This window comes from Synechococcus sp. CCY 0621 (assembly GCF_019038465.1).
GTDB lineage: Bacteria > Cyanobacteriota > Cyanobacteriia > PCC-6307 > Cyanobiaceae > Cyanobium.
Map to the genome: position 1 here is coordinate 300,204 of NZ_JAFKRH010000031.1, position 21,247 is coordinate 321,450.

The 21,247-nt window shown below is 68.3% G+C and carries 20 protein-coding genes; 10 read left to right on the top strand and 10 right to left on the bottom strand.

Annotated elements, in window-relative coordinates:
• The first annotated feature begins 41 nt into the window (after positions 1-41).
• From KUG43_RS10755 to KUG43_RS10770, 4 genes are all read left to right on the top strand, one after another.
• On the top strand, positions 42-722 hold the full coding sequence (locus tag KUG43_RS10755) for a uracil-DNA glycosylase (protein ID WP_216908844.1): 681 nt from the start codon (positions 42-44) through the stop codon (positions 720-722).
• A gap of 30 nt (positions 723-752) precedes the next feature.
• A complete protein-coding gene (gene ispG, locus KUG43_RS10760; RefSeq protein ID WP_286194629.1) occupies positions 753-2,006 on the top strand; it encodes a (E)-4-hydroxy-3-methylbut-2-enyl-diphosphate synthase in 1,254 nt (417 codons plus the stop codon).
• A gap of 69 nt (positions 2,007-2,075) precedes the next feature.
• Positions 2,076-3,407 (top strand): S41 family peptidase, encoded by a 1,332-nt coding sequence (locus tag KUG43_RS10765; protein ID WP_216908846.1) that lies wholly within the window; start codon positions 2,076-2,078, stop codon positions 3,405-3,407.
• Positions 3,394-3,642 carry a DUF6737 family protein gene (locus KUG43_RS10770; RefSeq protein WP_216908848.1) on the top strand — a complete coding sequence of 83 codons (249 nt, stop codon included), beginning with the start codon at positions 3,394-3,396 and terminating at the stop codon, positions 3,640-3,642. The genes KUG43_RS10765 and KUG43_RS10770 overlap by 14 nt, the downstream gene beginning before the upstream one ends.
• A gap of 10 nt (positions 3,643-3,652) precedes the next feature.
• Here the strand turns inward: KUG43_RS10770 and KUG43_RS10775 are convergent, their stop codons facing one another.
• The 3 genes from KUG43_RS10775 to mfd all read right to left on the bottom strand — a co-directional run bounded on the left by KUG43_RS10775 (position 3,653) and on the right by mfd (position 8,793).
• Positions 3,653-3,820, bottom strand: coding sequence for a hypothetical protein (locus tag KUG43_RS10775; protein ID WP_216908850.1), 168 nt, complete (start codon positions 3,818-3,820; stop codon positions 3,653-3,655).
• A gap of 59 nt (positions 3,821-3,879) precedes the next feature.
• Positions 3,880-5,121 (bottom strand): hypothetical protein, encoded by a 1,242-nt coding sequence (locus KUG43_RS10780; protein ID WP_216908852.1) that lies wholly within the window; start codon positions 5,119-5,121, stop codon positions 3,880-3,882.
• Positions 5,122-5,187: 66 nt separating this feature from the next.
• Entirely contained in the window at positions 5,188-8,793 is a 3,606-nt protein-coding gene (gene mfd / locus KUG43_RS10785; RefSeq protein WP_216908854.1) for a transcription-repair coupling factor, read from the bottom strand.
• A gap of 57 nt (positions 8,794-8,850) precedes the next feature.
• On the opposite strand from mfd, the gene KUG43_RS10790 reads away from it, so the two are divergent.
• Complete coding sequence (locus KUG43_RS10790) at positions 8,851-9,750, top strand: hypothetical protein (protein ID WP_216908856.1); 900 nt, start codon at positions 8,851-8,853, stop codon at positions 9,748-9,750.
• A gap of 22 nt (positions 9,751-9,772) precedes the next feature.
• Here KUG43_RS10790 and gap read toward each other — a convergent pair whose 3' ends face one another.
• Positions 9,773-10,768, bottom strand: coding sequence for a type I glyceraldehyde-3-phosphate dehydrogenase (gap, locus tag KUG43_RS10795; protein WP_216908858.1), 996 nt, complete (start codon positions 10,766-10,768; stop codon positions 9,773-9,775).
• A 98-nt stretch (positions 10,769-10,866) separates the two neighbouring features.
• Positions 10,867-11,502 carry a hypothetical protein gene (locus KUG43_RS10800; protein ID WP_216908859.1) on the bottom strand — a complete coding sequence of 212 codons (636 nt, stop codon included), beginning with the start codon at positions 11,500-11,502 and terminating at the stop codon, positions 10,867-10,869.
• Positions 11,503-12,305: 803 nt separating this feature from the next.
• Here KUG43_RS10800 and KUG43_RS10805 point away from each other — a divergent pair.
• Entirely contained in the window at positions 12,306-13,280 is a 975-nt protein-coding gene (locus tag KUG43_RS10805) for a hypothetical protein (protein WP_216908861.1), read from the top strand.
• A 16-nt stretch (positions 13,281-13,296) separates the two neighbouring features.
• On the opposite strand, the gene KUG43_RS10810 is transcribed toward KUG43_RS10805, so the two are convergent.
• Positions 13,297-14,058 (bottom strand): hypothetical protein, encoded by a 762-nt coding sequence (locus KUG43_RS10810; protein WP_216908863.1) that lies wholly within the window; start codon positions 14,056-14,058, stop codon positions 13,297-13,299.
• Between the two features lie 75 nt (positions 14,059-14,133).
• Between KUG43_RS10810 and KUG43_RS10815 the strand changes: the two genes are divergently transcribed.
• From KUG43_RS10815 to KUG43_RS10830, 4 genes are all read left to right on the top strand, one after another.
• The gene (locus tag KUG43_RS10815) at positions 14,134-14,919 is read left to right on the top strand and encodes a TerC family protein (RefSeq protein ID WP_216908865.1); all 786 of its coding nucleotides are present in this window, start codon (positions 14,134-14,136) and stop codon (positions 14,917-14,919) included.
• A 14-nt stretch (positions 14,920-14,933) separates the two neighbouring features.
• Entirely contained in the window at positions 14,934-15,281 is a 348-nt protein-coding gene (locus KUG43_RS10820) for a DUF6464 family protein (RefSeq protein WP_216908867.1), read from the top strand.
• A gap of 180 nt (positions 15,282-15,461) precedes the next feature.
• A complete protein-coding gene (locus KUG43_RS10825) occupies positions 15,462-16,718 on the top strand; it encodes a DEAD/DEAH box helicase (protein WP_216908868.1) in 1,257 nt (418 codons plus the stop codon).
• 78 nt (positions 16,719-16,796) lie between these two features.
• Positions 16,797-17,006 carry a hypothetical protein gene (locus KUG43_RS10830; protein ID WP_216908869.1) on the top strand — a complete coding sequence of 70 codons (210 nt, stop codon included), beginning with the start codon at positions 16,797-16,799 and terminating at the stop codon, positions 17,004-17,006.
• A 37-nt stretch (positions 17,007-17,043) separates the two neighbouring features.
• Here the strand turns inward: KUG43_RS10830 and KUG43_RS10835 are convergent, their stop codons facing one another.
• The 4 genes from KUG43_RS10835 to KUG43_RS10850 all read right to left on the bottom strand — a co-directional run bounded on the left by KUG43_RS10835 (position 17,044) and on the right by KUG43_RS10850 (position 21,238).
• Positions 17,044-17,241, bottom strand: a complete 198-nt coding sequence (locus KUG43_RS10835) for a hypothetical protein (RefSeq protein ID WP_216908870.1) — start codon at positions 17,239-17,241, stop codon at positions 17,044-17,046.
• A 108-nt stretch (positions 17,242-17,349) separates the two neighbouring features.
• A complete protein-coding gene (gene fmt / locus KUG43_RS10840) occupies positions 17,350-18,381 on the bottom strand; it encodes a methionyl-tRNA formyltransferase (protein ID WP_216908871.1) in 1,032 nt (343 codons plus the stop codon).
• Positions 18,378-19,775 carry a TldD/PmbA family protein gene (locus tag KUG43_RS10845; RefSeq protein ID WP_216908872.1) on the bottom strand — a complete coding sequence of 466 codons (1,398 nt, stop codon included), beginning with the start codon at positions 19,773-19,775 and terminating at the stop codon, positions 18,378-18,380. Before KUG43_RS10845 ends, fmt begins: the two co-directional genes overlap by 4 nt.
• A 2-nt stretch (positions 19,776-19,777) precedes the next feature.
• Positions 19,778-21,238 carry a TldD/PmbA family protein gene (locus tag KUG43_RS10850; protein ID WP_502988602.1) on the bottom strand — a complete coding sequence of 487 codons (1,461 nt, stop codon included), beginning with the start codon at positions 21,236-21,238 and terminating at the stop codon, positions 19,778-19,780.
• Between the last annotated feature and the right edge of the window lie 9 nt (positions 21,239-21,247).

The following is a 21,247-nucleotide window of genomic DNA, read 5'->3' on the forward strand; positions in this document are numbered from 1 at the left end:
CGATTCGGCAATCCGGCCATCTTGCCCTACGCCCCGCGGCCATGGCCAAGAATGGCGCGATGGCCCCCGCTCCCCTGCAACCGTCTCCCCTGCAACCGTCCCTCCTGGGTGACACCCTCGCGGCAGGGGCGACGCCCAGCCTCGAAGGGCTGCAGCGGAGCTGCCAGGACTGCAGCCGCTGCGGGCTGGCCGCGGGCCGCCAGCAGGTGGTGATCAGCCGGGGCGATCCGGCGGCACGGCTGATGGTGATCGGCGAAGGGCCCGGTGCCCAGGAGGACGCCAGCGGCCGACCGTTCGTGGGGCGGGCCGGCCAGTTGCTCGACCAGATGCTGGCCAGTGTGGGACTGGACAGCGAGCGGGACGCCTACGTCTGCAACGTGGTGAAGTGCCGCCCCCCCGACAACCGCAAACCGACGGCCCAGGAGATGGCAGCCTGCGCCCCCTGGCTGGCCGTTCAGATCGCCGCTGTGGATCCCGCCGTGGTGTTGCTCACCGGTGCCACGGCCCTGGAAGGGGTGCTCGGCATCAAGGGAGGCATCTCCCGCCTCCGCGGCCAGTGGCACCCCTGGCAGGGCCGCTGGGTGATGCCGGTGTTCCACCCCTCCTATCTGTTGCGCAATCCCTCGCGGGAGCAGGGCTCTCCCAAATGGCTCACCTGGCAGGACCTCAAGGAGGTGCAGCGGCGGCTGGAGCAGGACCAGCCGCCGCCACCCACTTTGTGACAGGCTTTGGCCATCACCGGCCCACGCGAGATGACCGGCAGCCTGGCCACACTGACCACCACCGCTCCGGGGACTTCCCCCCTTCCGGCCGACTGGGCCAGTGATCCCCGCTTCGAGACGGTGATCCGCCGCCGCCGCACCCGCAGCGTCCGGGTCGGCGCGATCTGGGTGGGCAGCGAGCACCCCGTGGTGGTGCAGTCGATGATCAATGAGGACACCCTGGATGTGGAGGGGGCCACCGCCGGCATCCGCCGCTTGCACGAGGCGGGCTGCGAGATCGTGCGCCTCACCGTGCCGAGCCTGGCCCACGCCAAGGCGGTGAAGGAGATCCGCCAGCGGCTGGAGGACAGCTACCAGCCCGTGCCCCTGGTAGCGGACGTGCACCACAACGGCATGAAGATTGCCCTGGAGGTGGCCCAGCACGTCGACAAGGTGAGGATCAACCCCGGCCTGTACGTGTTCGACAAGCCCGATCCCAACCGCACGGAGTTCACGGCCGAAGAGGTGGCGGCCATCGGCGAGCGCATCCAGACCACCCTCGAACCGCTGGTGAGCCTGCTCAAGGAGCAGGACAAGGCCCTGCGCATCGGCGTCAACCACGGCTCCCTGGCTGAGCGGATGCTGTTCACCTATGGCGACACACCCCTGGGGATGGTGGAGAGCGCCATGGAATTCATCCGCATCTGCGACCGGCTCGACTTCCACAACATCGTCGTGTCGATGAAGGCTTCCCGGGCCCCGGTGATGCTGGCGGCCTACCGGATGATGGCGTTCCGCATGGACGCCGAGGGCTTCCACTACCCCCTGCATCTGGGGGTCACCGAGGCGGGCGACGGCGACTACGGCCGCATCAAGAGCACCGCGGGCATCGCCACCCTGCTGGCCGAGGGCCTCGGGGACACGATCCGGGTGTCGCTCACCGAGGCACCGGAGAAGGAGATCCCTGTCTGCTATTCGATCCTGCAGGCCATGGGTCTGCGCAAGACGATGGTGGAGTACGTGGCCTGCCCCAGCTGCGGCCGCACCCTGTTCAACCTGGAGGACGTGCTGCACACCGTGCGCAACGCCACCGCCCACCTGACAGGGCTCGACATCGCCGTGATGGGCTGCATCGTCAATGGGCCCGGCGAGATGGCCGATGCCGACTATGGCTACGTGGGCAAAACACCCGGCACCATCTCCCTTTACCGCGGGCGGGAGGAAATCCGCCGGGTGCCGGAAGCCGAAGGGGTGGAGGCGCTGATCGCCCTGATCAAGGAGGACGGTCGCTGGGTCGACCCCTGAACAGGGGGCCCATCCCCGGCAGCGGCGCTACGTTGGAAAGACCTTTCAGCCTCCTTGAGGATCCCCAGCATGGGAAGAGCTCGCGCCACCGTCGTGGTGCTGGTTGGTCTCGGTGCCTGCGCCGCCACCGCGGTGATGGCCCGGGAAATGGTGCTGGCCCCCACGGGAACCGTGTCGATCAGCGACAGCCCCAAGGAGGTGATGGACCAGGCCTGGCAGATCGTGTTCCGCGACTACCTGGACACCACAGGCAAGTACACACCTGAACAGTGGCGCAAGCTGCGCCGCAGCGTCCTGTCCAAGAGCTACAGCACACCCAAGGATGCCTACGAGGGCATCCGCGGCATGCTCGGCACCCTCGACGATCCCTACACCCGCTTCCTGGATCCGCGGGAATTCAAGGAGATGCAGATCGACACCTCCGGCGAGCTCTCCGGGGTGGGCATCCAGTTGAGCGTCGATAAGGAAACCAAGGAACTGGTGGTGATCTCGCCGATCGAGGGCTCACCGGCCTCGCGGGCCGGTGTGCAGCCCAAGGACGTGATCGTCTCGATCGACGGCAAGAGCACCAAGGGGATGAGCACCGAGGACGCGGTGAAGCTGATCCGCGGCAAGGCCGGCACCACCGTGAATCTGGTGCTGCGCCGCAAGGGCCAGAACCTCGACACCCCCCTCACCCGGGAGCTGATCGAGATCCACGCCGTCAACCACCAGGTCAACACCGCCCCCGACGGCACCAAGATCGGCTACATCCGCCTGAAGCAGTTCAGCGCCACCGCCACCAAGGACATGCGGGCGGCCGTGCGGGACCTGGAGGCCCAGGGGGTGCAGGGCTACGTGCTCGACCTGCGCAGCAACCCCGGCGGGCTGCTGGTGGCGAGCGTCGAGATCGCCCGCCAGTGGATCAACGAAGGCATCATCGTTTCCACCAAGACCCGCGACGGCATCCAGGACGTCAAACGGGCCACTGGCCAGGCCCTGACCACCAAGCCGATGGTGGTACTCGTCAACGAGGGTTCGGCGAGCGCCAGCGAGATCCTCTCCGGCGCCCTGCAGGACAACAACCGCGCCGTGCTGGTTGGTCAGAAGACCTTCGGCAAGGGGCTGGTGCAGTCGGTGCGCGGCCTCTCCGATGGATCCGGCATGACGGTGACCATCGCCAAATACCTCACACCCCGCAACCGGGACATCCACAAGCACGGCATCAATCCGGACGTGCCGGTGAAAATGACCGAGCTGGAGGTGCAGCGCCTCAAACTGGAAGACATCGGCACCAACCGCGACAGCCAGTACCGGGCGGCCGAATCCACCCTGCGCAAGCAGCTGCAGGCCAGCGCCGTGCTGCAGAAGGCTTTCCAGCCCGGCAGTGCCAACCTGCCGGCGGCCCTTGCCAAACCCTGATCCACACGGGCCGGGCACCACGCCCGGCTCGGTCTGGGACCTCAAGCCTTGGTGGTGTCAGCCCTGGAGCATCCTGCTCACGGGGCTGATCATGATCGGGGTGAGCTGGATGGTGCTGCACCTCTGGTGGATCACCACCGGGGTCGCCGTGGTGATCGGCGCCTGGTGGTTGCTGTTTCTGGTGCTGATGCCGGCGGCCTGGAAACGGTCGCAGGCCAGCGGCGGCGGGGCCTGAACTCCAGCTTTCAGGCGACGGGCTGCATCAGCCCGCCGCCGGGGGAAGAGTCGTCGTCGTCGTTGTTGCCGGCATCGGACTGGAACAGGGCGAAGAAACCGAGGCCGAGGACCCCCAGGAAGGCCGGCAGCAGCAGGGGGTTCTGGGTGGGACCCACGACCTCGATCAGCTCACCCATGGGGCCACGTAACGAAAGATGTCGCCATCTTAACGTTCCTTCTCATTCCCGTGGGCGGTTCAGTCGAAGACGTGGCCGTGCTCGTAGCGCTCCGCATGGCCCGCGGCCTCGGTGAGCGCAGCCACGTTCTCGCGGGTGAAGAAACCGTCGTAGCCCAGGCAACGCTCCACGTACTCGGTGATCAGTAGGGAGTAGGGGGAGCTGCGCGAGAAAATCTGACGCAGGTTGGGCTGGTCGCCGCATTCCCCCACCATGTCGGCGAGGAAGGGGATGCCCAGCTCACGCAGGGTGCGCACCACCACGTCAACGTTCTTTTCCCCGTTGCTCTCGCCATCGACCACCTCGTAGGCGATGTGATGCATGCGCCGCCCGAAATTGCGAACGTAATCCTCGGTGGGCATGGGCAGGTTGGACAGGGAATTGAGATAGGAGGGGGTGTTGTTGGCGGTGAAGACCCGGGCGGGGGAGAGCTTGTCATCGCCCACCGAGGGGTGGCGGGTGACGTTGGTGGAGGAGTTCATCTCGGCGATGTCATAGGAGCCCCAGTAGTAGTAGGGCACCATCGTCAGGTACTCGAGGATGGCATCCTCCCGCTCACCGGCCAGCACCCTGGTGGCCAGGTGATCGATGCCCAGGATCTTGCCCTCCAGACCGTGCTCCCGGTGGCGGCGGGCGGCGTCTGTCAGGGGCGCCAGAGCGTCGTCATCGAGCAGCACCTGATCGCCCAGATCCAGGGCTGCCAGGCCATCGAGGGGCCGGTCCACATACCCAACCCGGTTGTAGGTGTAGTCAGAAAGAAACGTGAAGCAGAGATGCTTGGAGGCGTAGAAGGGATTGACTGTCTCGCCCGGATAGGCGAAGCGGATGTTCTGGGGTTCGAGGATGGCGCGCAGGTCGTGGCAGCAGGACACCTGGAAGATCTCGCCGATGTAGCGGGCGTTGGGCTTGTCGATCGAGAGGGGATACATCGCGTTCCAGCGCGTCACCTCATCCTCGAAATCGTCAAACAGCGGCTCCAGCACGATCAGGCGCGGGAAGGCCTCGCCCCCCTTGAGCAGATAAATGCGGTGGGTGGCGTTGATCCAGCACTCCTGGTAGCGGTAGGGGCCGGTGAGCGCCAGCTCCGCCAGGTAGGGCAGGCCGTTGCCGTGGTCCACCTGGATCACCAGGGCCGCCATCGGCCCCACCACCTGCTCCAGCCCCGAGCTGGCCCGGCGGGCATAGACGCGGGGCAGGAACTCCTCGAAGAAGGTGGTGTTCCGCTTATCGCCCTTGGGCCGGTAGCTGGCGAGATCGATCATCGGTGGAGCGGAGCAGCCCCTCTGCTAGCAAGAAGCGGGCTAGGTCCCAAGCCTCAGCGTTGCCCCTCACACCACCAGCACCGCAGCGTTCTTCGCGCTCTGCTCCTCGGCCCGCTGCTCCGGGGTGAGCCCGTCGGCCTCGGGGATCTGGCCGGCCATGGCGGCGAGCCATTCCATCAGCTGCTCCAGCTGCTGGGCGGGGGCGAGGGCCCCCAGGCCCCGGGCGAGCACTTTGGCGGTGCTGCCGGCGCCGCCCTGATACACCAGCCGGCCGTGCAGGTGCTGGGGCAGGGCCTGGCGCAGGCGGCGGAAGGCGGGTTCCTCCATCGGCGTTTCCAGGGCGATGTTGGGCTTCTCCGGCTTGATGCGCGAGAAGCCGCAGCGGCGCGCCAGCAGCTTCAGTTCCATCAGCTGCAGCAGGCTCTGCACCGGGGCCGGAATCGGGCCATATCGATCGGTCCAGCCAGCGGCCAGCTCCACCAGGGCCGCCTTGCCGCCACATTCCGCGGCGGCCCGGTAGGCGGCCATCTTCTCATCGGCCTCGGTGATCCAATCGGCCGGGATGAAGGCCGTCACCGGCAGGTCGATCTGGGTCTCGTCCACCGCCGGGATGTCCTGGCCCTGGATCTCGGCCAGGCAGTCCTGCAGCATCTCCATGTAGAGGTCGAAGCCGATCGCCTCCATCTGGCCGCTCTGCTCCACGCCCAGCAGGTTGCCCACGCCGCGGATCTCCATGTCGCGCATGGCCAGCTGGTAGCCGGAACCCAGCTGGGCGAATTCCTGGATCGCCCGCAGCCGCTGGCGGGCGGCATCACTGAGTGAGGCATCGCCCGGATAGAACAACCAGGCGTGGGCCTGGATGCCGCTGCGGCCCACCCGGCCCCGCAGCTGGTACAGCTGGGCCAGGCCGAACTTGTGGGCGTCCTCCACCAGGATCGTGTTCACCCGGGGGATATCCAGGCCGCTCTCGATGATCGTGGTGCAGAGCATCACGTCGGCCTCGCCGGCGTTGAAGGCCACCATGGCACTCTCCAGCTCCCCCTCCGGCATCTGGCCGTGGGCCACCTGCAGCCGCAGCCCCGGCAGCATCGCCCGCAGCTGACCCGCCACCTCCTCGATGCCCTCCACCCGCGGCACCACGTAGAACACCTGGCCGCCGCGGTCGAGCTCCTGGCGGATGGCGCTGCGCACCGCCTCCTCATCGAGGCTGGCCAGGTGGGTCTTGATCGGGCGTCGCAGCGGTGGCGGCGTGGTGATCAGGCTCATCTCCCGCACCCCCGACAGGCTCATGTACAGCGTGCGCGGGATCGGGGTAGCGGAAAGCGTCAGCACGTCCACGTCCTTTCGCAGCGCCTTGATCTTCTCCTTCTGGTTCACACCGAAGCGCTGCTCCTCGTCCACCACCAGCAGACCGAGCTGGCGGAAGCCCGTGCCCTTGCCCAGCAGCTGGTGGGTGCCCACCACCACGTCGGTGGCGCCGCTGGCCAGGCTCTCGAGGATCGTCTTGCGCTCTCCAGCGGTGCGGAAACGGTTGAGCAGGGCCACCTTGAGCGGGTAGGGGGCAAAGCGCTCGCTGAGGGTGCGCCAGTGCTGCTGGGCCAGCACGGTGGTGGGGGCCAGCAGGGCGCACTGCTTGCCTGCGGTGACCGCCTTGAAGATGGCCCGGATCGCCACCTCCGTCTTGCCGAAGCCCACATCGCCGCACACCAGCCGGTCCATCGGCTGGTCCCGCTCCATGTCGCGCTTGACGTCCACGATTGCCTTGAGCTGGTCGGGGGTGGGGTCGTAGGGGAAGGAATCCTCCAGTTCGCTCTGCCAGGGACCATCGGGGGGGAAGGCGAAGCCCGGTGCCTGGTGGCGCTCGGCATAGAGCTTGACCAGGTCCATCGCCACCTTGGCCACCGCCTTGCGGGCCCGCTCCTTGGCCTTGGTCCAGGCCGTGCCGCCCATGCGGTTGAGTTCCGGCGGGCTGTCGCTGCTGGCCCGGTAGCGGCCGAGACTGCCCAGCTGGTCGGCGGCCACCCGCAGCAGCCCGTCGGCGTACTGCACCACCAGGTAGTCGCGGGCCTCGCCGCCGATGGCCAGCTTCTCCAGTTTCAGGAACCGGCCGATGCCGTGGTTGCGGTGCACCACGAAATCGCCGGGCAGCATCTTGTTGGGATCCACCGTGCGGCTGGCGGCCTTGCGGCGCCGGCGCACGTAGCCCCCGGCCGCCAGGCTGTGCTGGCCGAAGATCTCCCGGTCGGTGTACAGCACCAGCTTCCAGGCCGGCAGCTGGAACCCCTCCAGTTCGGCGGTGCCGCGCAGCTTGAGGGCCACCGGGGTGGCCTGCTCCACCAGCCGCTCGATGGCCGGGAAGTCACGGGCGTTGGGCACGAAGCGGGTGACGCAGTCGTGCTCCTCCAGCAGGGCCACGGCCCGTGACGGCTGGGCCGAAACGATCCAGAGCCGGGCCTTGTCGCGCAGGTGCCCCTTGATCTGCTCCGCCAGGCGGCCGAACTGGTTGGGATGGGCCGGCAGCGGCCGGCTGGAAAGGTCGAGGTCGTTCGGGTGGCGGTCGCTCTCGTGCAGCTCCGCCAGATCGAAGCCCGGGAAGGCTTCCACCGCCGCCAGGGCCGCCGCAATCGGCCGGTGCAGGCGGGCGGGCAGGGGCAGGGGGGTGCCGTCGCCACCGCCGTCGCCGCTGACTGTGGCTTTCACCACCTCGCCGTGGTGCTCGGCGGCATGGTCGTACCACTGCTGGCCGTGGGCCAGGCACTGGCGCCGCTCATCGATCGCCACCAACGTGCCGGCGGGCAGGTAGTCGAGCAGGGTCGCCGGCCTGTCCCAGGCCAGGCCCATCAGCCGCCGCATCCCCTCCGGCGTGCCGCCCTCCAGCAACTGGTCGAGGGCAGCGGGCTCCAGCAGCCGCTCCAGGCCCTCGGGCATCTGCTCCCGCAGGGCCTCGGCGATCAGGGGGGCGTAGCTGGTGGGGGTGAGGCGCACCCGCTCGATCACATCGAGGGAGCGCTGGGTGGCGGGGTCGAACTCCCGCAGCTTCTCGAGGTCTTCACCGAAGAGCTCCAGCCGCACCGGCAGCTCGGCGCTGACCGGGAAGACATCGACGATGTCGCCGCGGCGGCTCCAGGTGCCCTCCTGCTCGATCGTCGGCACCTTCTCGTAGCCGAGGCCCGCCAGGGTGTGGGCCAGCTGCTCCAGATCCAGCCGGTCGCCGCGGCGCAGGGTGAGGCAACGGGCCGCCAGCAAAGGCGGCGGCGGCAGGTGGGGCTGGAGGGCGCGCTCGGTGGCCACCACGGCGAAGCGGCCGCCGCTGGCGGTTGGGGCGCCATCCCCGTCGCCCACCAGTTCGGCGAGCACCTGCAGCTGGCCCCAGGTGATCTCGCTGGTGGGATCGAAGGGCTCATAGGGGGAACCCTCGCTGGTGGGATAGAGCTGGCACAGCGGCCAGCCCATCAGCTCCAGCAGGGAGGCCCAGCGTCCCGCCTCCTCCAGGGTGGGCACGATCACCAGGAGGGGGGCCTCGCTGCTGCCCGCCAGAGCGCTGGCCACCAGGGCCCTGGCCGCCCGCCCCGCCCCACTCAGCCGCAGCCGCTCGGGCCGCTCGCAGCGCGCCCTCACCTCAGCGGTGAGGGTGGCGGCCTGCAGCTGGCGCACGAGGGCGTGGAGGGGCATCGAAAGGCGGGATCAAACCGATGCTGATCTTGGCAACCCGTTTGCGTTCATGCTGGGGTGACGGTTCGCCCCGCGATGGCCCGCTTCCGCTGTCCCACCTGCCGCAGTCGACCCCTGAGGCTGGAGTATCCCTTCACGGGGATCCCCCGCTGCGGACGCTGCGGCGACCTGCTGGAGCCGAAGCCCCGCCACGGCCGCGCCTGGACCCTGGCCCTCGGGGTGGCGGCGCTGGTGCTGGGGGGGGCCGCCTTCCCCGGCTTGCTGGAGCAGGCGGGGAGCCTGCCCGAGCAGGCCCCGGATGTCACCACCCGCCTGTTGGAGCGTTTCGAGCCGGCCCCCGATCCACGCCTGCGGCCGATGGCCCTGCTGGAGGGCGGGCTGCTGGCGAACCTTCAGGAGGCCGACCGGCAGTGGATTCCCACCGCCGAGCCCCTGGCAGGGGGCGGCACTCGCTTTCTCTACCGCCGGCGGGCCGGTGAACCTGAACTCTCGGTACCTGAACTGGAGGCCCTGATCGACTCCCCACCGGACCACGGCGAGAAACACCGGGCCATCGCCGAACTGCTCAACGTTCTGGACCAGGTGGGGGTGCAGGTGGAACTGGTGGAGCCAAGGAAGACGGGGGCCGCAGGGGAATGGGATCACGCCGCCCGTACCCTGCGGATCAAGCCCGCGGTGGTGGCCAAGGGAACGGTGGACTTCGCCCAGGTGCTCAACCACGAGGCGATCCACGTGGCCCAGAGCTGCGCGGCCGGCGGCCTGCGCGCTGTCCCCAGAACCCTTGGCCTGGGTCAGGAGGTCCCGCCGGAGCTGCGGCTGCATCTCGACGATCCCCTCTACTCCGGGGCCTCCGACTGGGAAAAGGCCCTGGAGCGGGAGGCCTACGCCAACCAGCGGCAACTGGAGATCGGCACCACCTTGATCCGCACCCATTGCCGGACCCGATCGGCGGGTTGAAGGCCAGGCCCGGCCCGGGGCCTCAGGCGGAGATGTGGGCGATGAGGTCGAGGCACTTACTGGAGTAACCCCACTCGTTGTCGTACCAGGAGACCACCTTCACGAACGTGTCGGTGAGGGCGATGCCGGCGGAGGCATCGAAGATGGAGGTGCAGGTTTCGCCGAGGAAATCGGTGGAGACCACCGCGTCTTCCGTGTAGCCGAGGATGCCGGCCATCGGCCCTTCCGAGGCGGCCCGCATGGCGGCCTTGATGGTTTCGTAACTGGCGCCCCGCTCCAGGTTCACCGTCAGATCCACCACCGACACATTGGGGGTTGGGACCCGGAAGGCCATGCCGGTGAGCTTGCCGCTGAGGGCGGGGATCACCTTGCCCACGGCTTTGGCGGCCCCGGTGGAGGAAGGAATGATGTTCTGGCCGGCACCGCGGCCGCCGCGCCAGTCCTTGACCGACGGGCCATCCACCGTCTTCTGGGTGGCGGTGGTGGCGTGCACGGTGGTCATCAGGCCATCGCGGATGCCGAAGTTGTCGTTGAGCACCTTGGCCATCGGCGCCAGGCAGTTGGTGGTGCAGGAGGCATTGGAAACGATGTCCTGGCCTGCATAGGCGGTGTGGTTCACCCCCATCACGAACATCGGTGTGTCGTCCTTGGACGGGGCCGACAGCACCACCTTGCCGGCGCCGGCGCTGATGTGGGCCCGGGCGCGCTCGTCGGTGAGGAACAGACCGGTGGATTCGAGCACCACGTCGGCCCCCACATCGCCCCAGCGCAGGGCGGCGGGGTCGCGCTCGGCGGTGATGCGGATGCGTCGGCCGTCGACCAAGAGGGCGCCGTCATCAACGGCCACCTCGCCGGCAAAGCGGCCGTGGGTGGAGTCGTAGCGAAGCATGTAGGCGATGTAGTCGACATCGATCAGGTCGTTGATGCCCACCACTTCAATGTCTTCGCGCCCACAGGCGATGCGGAAAACCAGGCGTCCGATGCGTCCGAACCCATTGATGCCGATCCTGATGGTCACCTGAGCGTCTCCCGAGTCAGACCAAGGACTTGAGCGTCGCACGGGGCCAGTGGCCGAGAGCGGAGCTCTTCAGGCCATTGTCGCCAGTTGAAATGGGCTCAGTGACCAGGAGCCTTCTGGGCCTGATTGAGGCGTTGCCGCAGCCTGCGGCTCCAGCCGAACGCGATGGCACCACCCAGCAAGGGCAGGGGCCCCGGCACGGGAACGTTGCGCAGGGCGGTGGGGTTGAAGGGCCTGCCGTTGATGACGGCATTGACGCGATTATTGCCGTTGTCCGAACCAAAGCTCAGGGCAGATCCGTTGTTGATGACGATCAGGGACCCCGTGATGCTGGAAGGATTGCGATTGCCAGAGCGATTCAGCGTGGCCGTCCCGCCGCCCGTTAACAGGAAAGTGCCGAAGACATCCGAGCCACTCAGACTCAGATTGGAGCCAGGGCGAGCAAAGTTGAAGATGATCTTGGCCGGATCCACATCCCCCTGCAGCGTCCAGTCTTGGTTGGTGCTCAGACTGGTGGGCATGTTGAAAACAAAGTAGTCGCGCCCGGATCCCACAAAGTTCAGATCAACATTATTGCCAACGGTCTGGACGTTGTAGTAGTTGATACCTCCGGTGCCGGACAGCGCACCGGTGAGCGTCAAGCTGCCTGAGAGGTTGACGGCATCGTTGAACTGGCAGGAGCTGAGCGCCACGGTGCAATTGGACGCGTTGATGCCGTCGATGTAGGTGGCCACGGCTAGGGCATCCGCTTCAGCCTGAACGGTCCAGGCATTGCTGATCACCGTGGTGCCGGGGCCGTTGGTGACGGTGGCAGACTGGGATCGGAAGATCTGATTGGCCTGGATTGATCCCGCATTGAGCCGGGCATTGCCGCCCACCAGCGCTGAGCCGTTGGATGGCTGGGCAGGCGCCGCTGGGGCGACGCTGCAGCTCGCCGGCACCGATACCGTGCTTCCCCCATTGAGTTGGTTCGGCGAATTATTGCTGGTGCCCAGGGTGGACTGCACGGTGCTTGATGTGATGTTCACCAGGCCGAAGCCAGCGGCGCAGCCAAGGTTGAGACCATTGGCCTGGGCAACGTTGGCCCGGGCCGGCAGGAATGGCTCCAGCACCAGGACGGTGCAGATTCCCAGACCGCTGGCCAGGCCGGACAGGGCAGCCCTGCCAGGGTGACGAGAGTGGCCAAACCACACGTGGCTATCGGCACCAACAAAGGGACTGCCTACGGCCTCAATGTCGATGGGGCGTGATCGTGCGCTCACTGAAAACGTTCACTTGGTTCAGAGGATTTGACCTGAAGAGGAATGAAAACTTCCTCTTTTTTCAGGCAGCGCTCTGCATTCTTAAAGAATGGATTGCTCACTCACAATCTAACACTTCCTGCCATGTTGTCAGGGACACCTGCGCCAGTGACTGATGGACCGCAGAGGCCAAAGGTCAGAGAAGTTGCAGCCGCAGGCCAACGAGTTTCTGCAGACATGCCCTCAGCATGGGCACAATGTTGGCGATTGGATCCCGCTGGGTCTGGCACCCTCTGATGAACCTGCATGACCCGGGACACGGCCTGCGCCGCGTCAACACCACCGATTTTCTGTCCCTGATCGCCCTGGCCCTTTTCGTCACCTACGGGGTGACGCTGCTGAACACGATTCTGCCGCCGGCGATCCTGCAACCGGCCTGGCTTGTCACCCTGATCAGCGCCCTGCTCGACAGTGCCCCCCTCGCGCTGTTGGGCCTGGGTCTGGTGCATCTGGTGGCCTATCTGGCGCCTGACGACATCCAGATCCAGGCCCGCCGCGATGCCATTGCCCGGTGGGCGGTCGGGGCCGTCATCGGCTTCCTGCTGCTGTTCCCCCTGCAAATCGCTTCCGCCGTTCAGGGCCATGGGCTGGTGGCCCGCAGCCAGAACAGCGCCATGCAGGTGGCGGCCGAACGCGCCCAGGAGTTCCAGCGCGCCATTGATGGCGCCACCTCGATTGAAGACCTGCAGCAGAGACTTGCGACCCTGCAGGGACCCGGGCTCCAGTTGACCGAGCAGCGCCAATCCCTGACAGCGCTCAAATCAATGCTCTCCAAGCGACTGGAAGAGTCCATCAGGAGCTCATCGGATGTCATTCGCTCGCCCTGGAATCCCAGTGTCTGGGCGATCATTCAGCGCACGCTGCGGGTGTGCCTTCTCGCCGCGGTCTACGCCCTGGCCTTCGCGGCTGGTAGCCAGCGTCGGGCCTGCGATCTCTCGCTGCTACGGGAGGCCCAGATGCACTGGGATCTCACCAGAGTCAGGATGGTTCGGCGGCGTCAACAGCGCCTCGAGGTCAGGCAGAGGCAGCAGCAGTTACAGAAGGAGGAAGCACTGGAAGCCCGGGCGCTGAGGAGGCGGCAAGCCGACGCCCCGGTCCCCTCACCACCGACGGTCACGGTGACGGCCTTACGGGCTCTCCCTGCCGACATGGCGTATTTCCACCAGCTCAGCGTGGACGGGGAGCAAAAGCAGGTCGGGGAACTCACCTGAAGCCTGCGGCTGGTTGTCAGTCGGCAGGGCCAGAGTCCGCTGGCCCATCGGCATTGCCCAGCAGGGTTTCCTCCTCCAGAAGCATGTTGAAACGCAGCAGGTCGGTGTCCTTGAGCTGCTGCCGGCTGCTCACACCCAGATGCTTCTCGAGAAAACGGCGACCCATGGCGCCGTCCCAGCCCAGCTGCTGCAGCAAGAGGTTGCACTGATCGAGCAGGTCGGCCCGGCGCAAAGGTACGGCCACCGTGGCGGGATCGCAGCCGGGCTCAAGGGCCTCGATCGCCTGCAGGTAGGCGATCAGGTCGGCATAGACGGTGATGCGGTCGCGGCTGGGGTGGCCAAAGGAACGCTGCAGATAAATGGCTTCCCGATCCCTGTCCCATCCCAGCCTCCGCATCTGCAGATCCAGGTGGGTCAGTTCGGCGCTCCAATCCTGGGGGTCCTCCTCCTGGCTCACCGGCGTGGGCGGCGATTCAGGCGATGGCGGCGGCTCCGGAGTGGGCGTCGGGGCTGGTGTTGGCTTCGGGGCTTCAGCTGCAGGCGGTGACAGCGGCTTTGGGGCTGAAGCCGTGGCCGGGGCCACAGCCTGCCGCGGCGGGTGCGGGGTGCCCGTGCTCTGGAGGCTGGCCAGCAGGCGCGTCCTGGCCCGGTCCTCCGCTTCCTCAGCATCGCCCGCCTCCCCCAGGGCACTGCCCAGGAAGCGCTCCCCTTCGCGGGCCGAGACCAGCACAACGCGGCGCCCGCCGTCGCAGTGCAGCAGTCGGACCTGAAGTTGCATGGGAGGGGTCAGGCGGGGCCGGCAGTCTTTCTAGAGTGTCCCTTTGCAGGCGCCAGGGCCGAGCGAACGCCAGGAATGGAAGTGGAATCGGTGGAGAGCCTCACACCCCTGCTGCAGCAGGCGGACCAGTGGGGCGAGGTGCTGCTGCTGCTGCCGCTGCTGGTGGGGCTTGAGGCGGTGCTCTCCGCCGACAACGCCATCGCCCTGGCCGCCATCTCCCGGCGGCTGCATGACCCGGCGCGGCAACGCCAGGCCCTGAACCTTGGCCTGGTGCTGGCCCTGGTCTTCCGACTGGGCCTGATCGCCCTGGCCAGCTTCGTGCTCAATTTCTGGCCGCTGCAACTGCTGGCCTCTGCCTATCTGCTCTGGCTCTGCGGGCGCCACTTGCTCGGCCAGGACGAGGACAAGGACGACGTTGCCGAAGGTGTGAAGACAAGCCTTTCCGCCCAGGTCCCGAGCTCCCACGAGTCCGGCCATCCCCATCACGGCGCCTCCCTGGCGTCGATCGTGGCGACCCTGGCCCTCACCGATCTGGCCTTCTCACTCGACAGTGTCTCTGCGGCGGTGGCGGTCACCGACCGGCTTCCCCTGGTGATGGCCGGCGGGGTGATCGGCATCATTGCCCTGCGGCTGACGGCCGAACTGTTCCTGCGCTGGCTGGAGATCTACCCCCATCTGGAAACCGCCGGCTATCTGGCGGTGGGTCTGGTGGGCCTGCGGCTGCTGCTGCGCCTGCTGCTGCCGGCGGTGGAGGTGCCGGAATGGGCCCTGCTGCTGGTGGTGGGCGCCTTGTTCGCCTGGGGCTTTTCCCTGCGCACGCCCCCCTCCCCCCTGCCCGGGCAGGGCAGCGGCGACGCCTGAGGGCGGCCGGAACGATGCGGATCGAACTGCGCCAGATCGACTCGGACCAGCTGATCACCTGCATCGAGATCGAGAACCTCAGCGATGTCCCCCATCCCGGCCGCTGGCTGACCACTGGCGATCGCAGCTTTCTGGTGCTGCAGCGACGGCACCGTTACCGGCTGCGGCAGGGCCGCTACGAACTGACGGCCGTGGCGCTGCAGGTGAAGTCCCAGCAGCAACCGGCCGATGCGCTCTGGTGGGACGGGCGCTGGGTGATCGGCGACCCCCACTGCCGCTTCAACGCCCGCAGCCCCCTGCTGCGCTGCGCCGTGCTGCCCGAAGGCCCCTGCGAGCGCTGCAGCCACCGCAGCCCCCGCTGAAGCGATCCACCCCACCAGCCGGTCCTAGGCTGGGGCCCAACTCTGTCTTCGCGCCCGATCACCGCCCCTTCCTCCAGGCCCCAGGCCAAGGTCATCCGCAGCCGACCCAGCGGCAACGGTTCCGCCCCCGCCCCTGAACCGCTCACACCGAGCCACACCGCCACCGGCCTGAATCCGCCAGTGGCTGGCCTGGCAACGGATTTTGCCGTCCTGGGGTTATCCGAGCCGATCCTCAAGGCCGTGGCCGCCAAGGGCTACAGCAGCCCATCCCCGATCCAGCTGCAGTGCATCCCGGCGGTGCTGGCCGGCCACGACGTGATGGCCGCCGCCCAGACGGGCACCGGCAAGACGGCCGGTTTCACCCTGCCGATGCTGGAGCGGCTGCGCCACGGCCCCCACGCCCGTGCCGGTGTGGTGCGCGCCCTGGTGCTGACTCCCACCCGGGAGCTGGCGGCCCAGGTGGCCGAAAGCGTCACCGCCTACGGCCGCTACCTGGATCTGCGCTCCGATGTCGTTTTCGGCGGGGTGAGTGCCAACCCCCAGATGCAGCGGCTGCGCAAGGGCGCCGACGTGCTGGTGGCCACCCCCGGCCGCCTCATGGACCTGCACCAGCAGAACGCCCTGCGGCTCGACCGCGTGGAGATCCTGGTGCTGGACGAGGCCGACCGCATGCTCGACATGGGCTTCATCCGCGACATCCGCCGGATCCTGTCCCTGATGCCGGCGAAGCGCCAGAACCTGCTGTTCTCCGCCACCTTCTCCAGCGAGATCCGCCGCCTGGCGACCGGCCTGCTGCACCAACCGGTGCAGTTGCAGGCCAGCCCGGAGAACCAGGCCACCCCCCTGGTCGACCAGGTGATCCATCCCTGCGACATGGACCGCAAGGGGGATCTGCTCAGCCATCTGATCCGCACCAACGACTGGCGCCAGGTGCTGGTCTTCTCCCGTACGAAGCACGGCGCCAACCGGCTGGCGGAGCGGCTTGAGAAGGAGGGACTGGGGGCGGCGGCGATCCACGGCAACAAGAGCCAGGGGGCCCGCACCCGGGCGCTGGCGGAGTTCAAGAGCGGCGAGGTGCGGGTGCTGGTGGCCACCGACATCGCCGCCCGCGGCATCGACATCCACCAGCTGCCCCACGTGGTCAACCTCGACCTGCCCAACGTGGCTGAGGACTATGTGCACCGCATCGGCCGCACCGGCCGGGCAGGTCAGAACGGCCATGCGATCTCCCTGGTGGCGGCCGAAGAGCATGAGCTGCTGCGGGCGATCGAGCGCCTGGTCGGCTCCCCCCTGCCCCGCCAGGAGGTGTCGGGCTTCGAACCCACCGTGCTGTCCGCCCCGCCGCTGGATCTCAGCGGCGGCCGGGGCCGCCGGAGCCCGGGGCCCCGCCAGGGCCAGGGCCACGAGCGGGGTCGGCGCCGCACTGGCTCCCGCTGAGCGGCCCGGGGAATGGCAATGGTTGTGACAACCCTCGCGGCCGCCCTACGTTGAACTGAGGATCAGTCTCTTTCCGACATGCCCTACGAACCCGGATCCACCCAGTGCCGCGTGCTGATCGACTGCAAGGCCCAGATTGAAGGCATGCTCCTCGCCCTGGAACGCATCGACAACAGCCGCCACATCCGTGACCAGTTGGTGGCCGTCCACAACCAGCTGGAAGGGCTGCACGAACTGCACCGTCGCCAGCCCGAAGAGCTCGCCTCCAGCAGCGGCACCGCAGGCTGAAGCTGCCCTACGGGCCGCTGGGACTACCACAGCCGTCTCATCCACCCCCACCGTCCGTTTCCGCCTGGAAGCGGGGCTCCCATCCCTGGCAGGCCGCGTAGGCGCCGGCCAGGGTCGGGCGGACAGCGTGCTGGCCAGGCCTGAGCGCGTGGCTCACCACGTAGCACCCCAGCCGGTCCCGGAAGATCTGGCACCCCGAGCCGGTGCTGTTGACGAAGGAAAGGTCGCTGGCCATGGCATCCGCATCCGATCACTGGATTTGGTCTAACGCCTCCAGTCTCTGTCCAACACTGAGACGCACTGAAGGGAACAAAACGTCAACAGTTGTTGCCGAAACGGGGCTTCAGGGAGTATTTGCACCGATGCCCTGACCCGGAACCAGCCCCAGTTGCTGGATCAGGGCCTGACCCTCACTGGCCCGGCGTCCCGGCAACTGGGCCTGGCGCAGCAGCACCGGGCAGCCGCCGCTGGCCAGCACCAGCCCCTCCCCCTCCACCAGCTCGAGCACGGTGCCTGGGGCCGCCGCTGGCGTGGCCTCCCCACCCCAGCGGGCCGCCAGGGACGCGCCCACTGGCGTGAGCTGGTCGGCGAGGCGGCTGACCAGGGGTTCGGTGGCGAGCAACTTCAGCCGTTCGCCCCCCCAGGGGCAGGACGCCTGGGGATGGAGCCCCATCACCCGGCGGTGAATGGCCAGGGCGGAGGCGTCCCAGTCCACCAGGGTGTCCTCCTTGGTGAGCTGGCGGGCATGGCTGGTGTCGCCAGCCTGGGGCCGCACCCCGAGACGGGCCAGGCGTTCCGCCTCCGCTCCGGGGCCCGCCGCCTCGATGCGCGGCAGGGCCTCAAGGAGCAGCTCGGCGGTGAGCTGGGCCAGCCGCTCCCCCAGCTGGCCGGCGTTCTGCAGCAGGGGGATGGGCAGACGCCGCTCCAGCAGCACCGGGCCGGTGTCGAGGCCCTCTTCCATCGCCATGATGCCGACGCCCGTTTCGGCGTCCCCCTCCAGCAGGGCCCACTGGATCGGCGCGGCGCCCCGCCAGCGGGGCAGCAGGGAGCCATGGCCGTTCCAGCAGCCCAAGGGGGGCTGGGCCAGCACGGACGGCGGCAGGATCTGGCCGAAGGCCACCACCACCGAGACGTCGGCCCCCAGGGCCGCCAGCTCCTGCTGGCAGGCCAGATCGCGGCGGATGCGCTCGGGAGTGAACACCGGCAGACCCAGCTCCAGGGCCCGCTGCTTGACGGCCGAGGCCATCAGGGACTTGCCCCGCCCGCGGCGGCGGTCGGGCTGGCTGACCACGCCCACCAGCTCATGGCCGGCCTGCTGAAGCGCATCGAGGCTGGCCACGGCGTAGGCCGGGGTGCCCCAGAACAGGATCCTCAAGCGTCGCCGGTGATCGAGAGACCCTCCACCCAGACGTGGGGGCAAAGGCCATCGGGTGTCACCTTGGCGGGACCCTCGAAGCCGAGGATGGCCTTGAGCAGGGTGCGGATGTCACCGGCCACGGTGGCCGCCTCGATGGAGCGCGGGACGCCGTCCTGCACCAGCCAGCCGTCGAAGGGGAGGGAGAAGGAGCCCTGGCTGGCCTTGACGCCGGCATGGAGGGCCGAGAGGGAATCGATCACCACCAGGCCGCGCTGATCGCCACTGGCACCGGCCGCGAAGCGATCCAGGCCGGGGGCGCCGCCACTGCTGCCGGGGGTGGGGCCGATCTCGAACCAGTCCGGGCCCACCGAGACCTTGGCCCCCAGGCCCGCATGGCCGGTGGGGGACACCCCGAAGGCCCGCGCCGTGGCCTCCGAGTGGAGGAAATGGCGCAGCACACCCCCCTCCAGCAGTGACAGGCGACGGGTGGGGGTGCCTTCCCCGTCGAAGGCGGCCGCACCCACGTTGGCCGGGTGCAGGCCGTTGTCGTGCAGGGACAGGAAAGGGACGGCCAGCTGCTCGCCGAGGGACTCGCGCCGGCTGAGGCTGACACCATCAAGCACCGCACGGGCATTGAACAGGCTGCTGAAGGCGCCGATCAGATCGAGAAACGCCTCTGGACTGAACACGCAGGTGTAGCGACCGGTGGTGATCGGGGCGTAATCAAGGTGGGCGATGGTGCGCTCCGCTGCCTCCTGCACGCAGCCGGCCACGTCAAGGTCGGCGGCGCCGTAGGCCAACCGCACCGCACCGCTGCTGCGGGGCTTGCGGCCCGCCTCTTCGGCCCGGGCGTAGAGGTAGAGGGAAGCGGTGCTGAGCCGCTGCTGGCGGCAGGCACCGTCGCTGTTGATGTAGAGCCGGTCGCTGCTGCGCTGGGCCAGGCCGTTGTAAGGGACCGTGCCGATGGCCGGATGGCGGCCGAGCAGGTCGCGCTCTGCGTCCCGCAGGGTGTCGAGCAGGGTGAGGATGCTCAGTGGGGTGCTGAGGGGCTGCTCCAGCTCCGGCAACGGGGCCGTGGCCAGGGGGGAGAAATCAGGGATCTCATCGACGTTGCCGTAGGCACTGGCGTCGCGGGCGCCGGCCAAGGCCCTGGCCAGGCCGGCATCGGAGAGGTCGGAGGTGCTGGTGATGCCCACCAGCCCGTCGTCGTTCCAGACCCGCAGGGTGATGGCACTGCGCTGGGCGCCCTTCATCTGTTTGGCCTCGCCCCGGTCGACCTGCACGGAGGTGTCGGTGCTGCAGGAGGCGCCCAGGTCCCAGCGCCTGACGCCCTCGGCGTGGGCCAGGCTGGCGAGCCGTTGGCGCAGCACCTCGGCGTCGAGGCTGGCGGTGAGCGATTCGGTGTTCGCCATGCTCAGCGTCCTCCCACGGTGATGGTGTCGACCTTGATGTGGGGCTGGCCCACCGTGACAAAGATGCTGCCGCTGACCGAGCCGCAGAAGCCGGCAGCCAGTTCCAGATCGTTGGCACACATCGAAATTCTGGGCATCACCTCCTTGGCATCACCGATCAGGGTGGCCCCCTTCACCGGCCGGGTGAGAGATCCGTTCTCAATCAGGTAGCCCTCCTCGACGGCGAAGTTGAACTGGCCCGTGGGGCCGACACTGCCGCCCCCCATCGACTTGCAGTACAGCCCCTTGTCGACGGAGGCGATCAACTCCTCAGGCGTGTGGGGGCCAGCGGCGATGAAGGTGTTGCGCATGCGGCTGGCGGCGGCGAAGGCGTGGCTCTGGCGCCGACCGCTGCCGGTGCGGGGATGGCCGGTGCGGCGCTCCCCTGCCCGGTCGCTGAGGAAGCGCTGCAGGATGCCGTTCTCGATCAGCACCGTGCGCTGGGGCTCCATGCCCTCGTCGTCCATGGACAGGGAGCCAAAGGCACCGGCGGTGAGGCCCTCGTCGATCGCGGTGAGGGAGGGGTGGGCAATGGGCTGGCCGACCATCTCGGCGAAGGGGGTGGTGGCCCGCTCCACCTGGGTGGTCTCCAGCAGGTGGCCGCAGGCCTCGTGGAAGATCACACCACCGAAGCGGTTGGCCAGCACAACGGGGAACTGGCCGGCCTCGACGTAATCGGCGTACAGCATGGTGCCGGCACTGCTGCAGACATCGACGGCGGCGGCTTCCGCATCCCAGTGGCGCAGGTCGTCAGGGCTGTCGGACGTTCCATAGCGCCTCCCCAGGCTGGCCCGGTGGTCGCCGTCGGCCGCCAGCACATTGAGACCCACCGACTGGTGCAGGCGCACATCGCGGGCGTAGGTGCCGTCACTGGCGGCCACGAGGACCTCCTGCCAGTCGCGGGCGTAGCTGCCGCGGCGCACCTGCAGGTGCTGGCCATGGGCCTGCAACCGGTCGGTGCCCTCCAGCAGCCGGCCCGTGGCTTCGGCCAGGGACGGGCAGGCGTGCAGCCAACCCTCTTTGGCGGCGGCGAAATCCCGCAGCTCAGGCAGGCCATCGAAACGGCCACCGGCCTGCACTGGCAGCACCAGGCCCAGCATGCCGAGGGCCTGCTCCAGGGCGGCCCGCAGGCCGGCGGGGCTCAAGTCGTTGGTGGACACGAACCCGTCGCGATCCCCCAGGAACACCCGCAGGCCCGCGCCGGCACCGAAGGCAGGACTGACGCTGGTGATGCTGTCCTGCTCGGCGAGCAGGCCGAGGTGGTCGGAACGCTCCAGGAACACCTCGACAAGGTCGGCACCCGCCGAGCGGCCACCGGCCAGGAGAGGTTCCAGAACGGACCTCCAGGTCGGATCACCGAGGGCCGCCGGAGAGGCAGAGCGCTCGGTGGCGGCAAGGGCGCCGGTGGGAGGGGAGACGACCAAGCGGCGAAA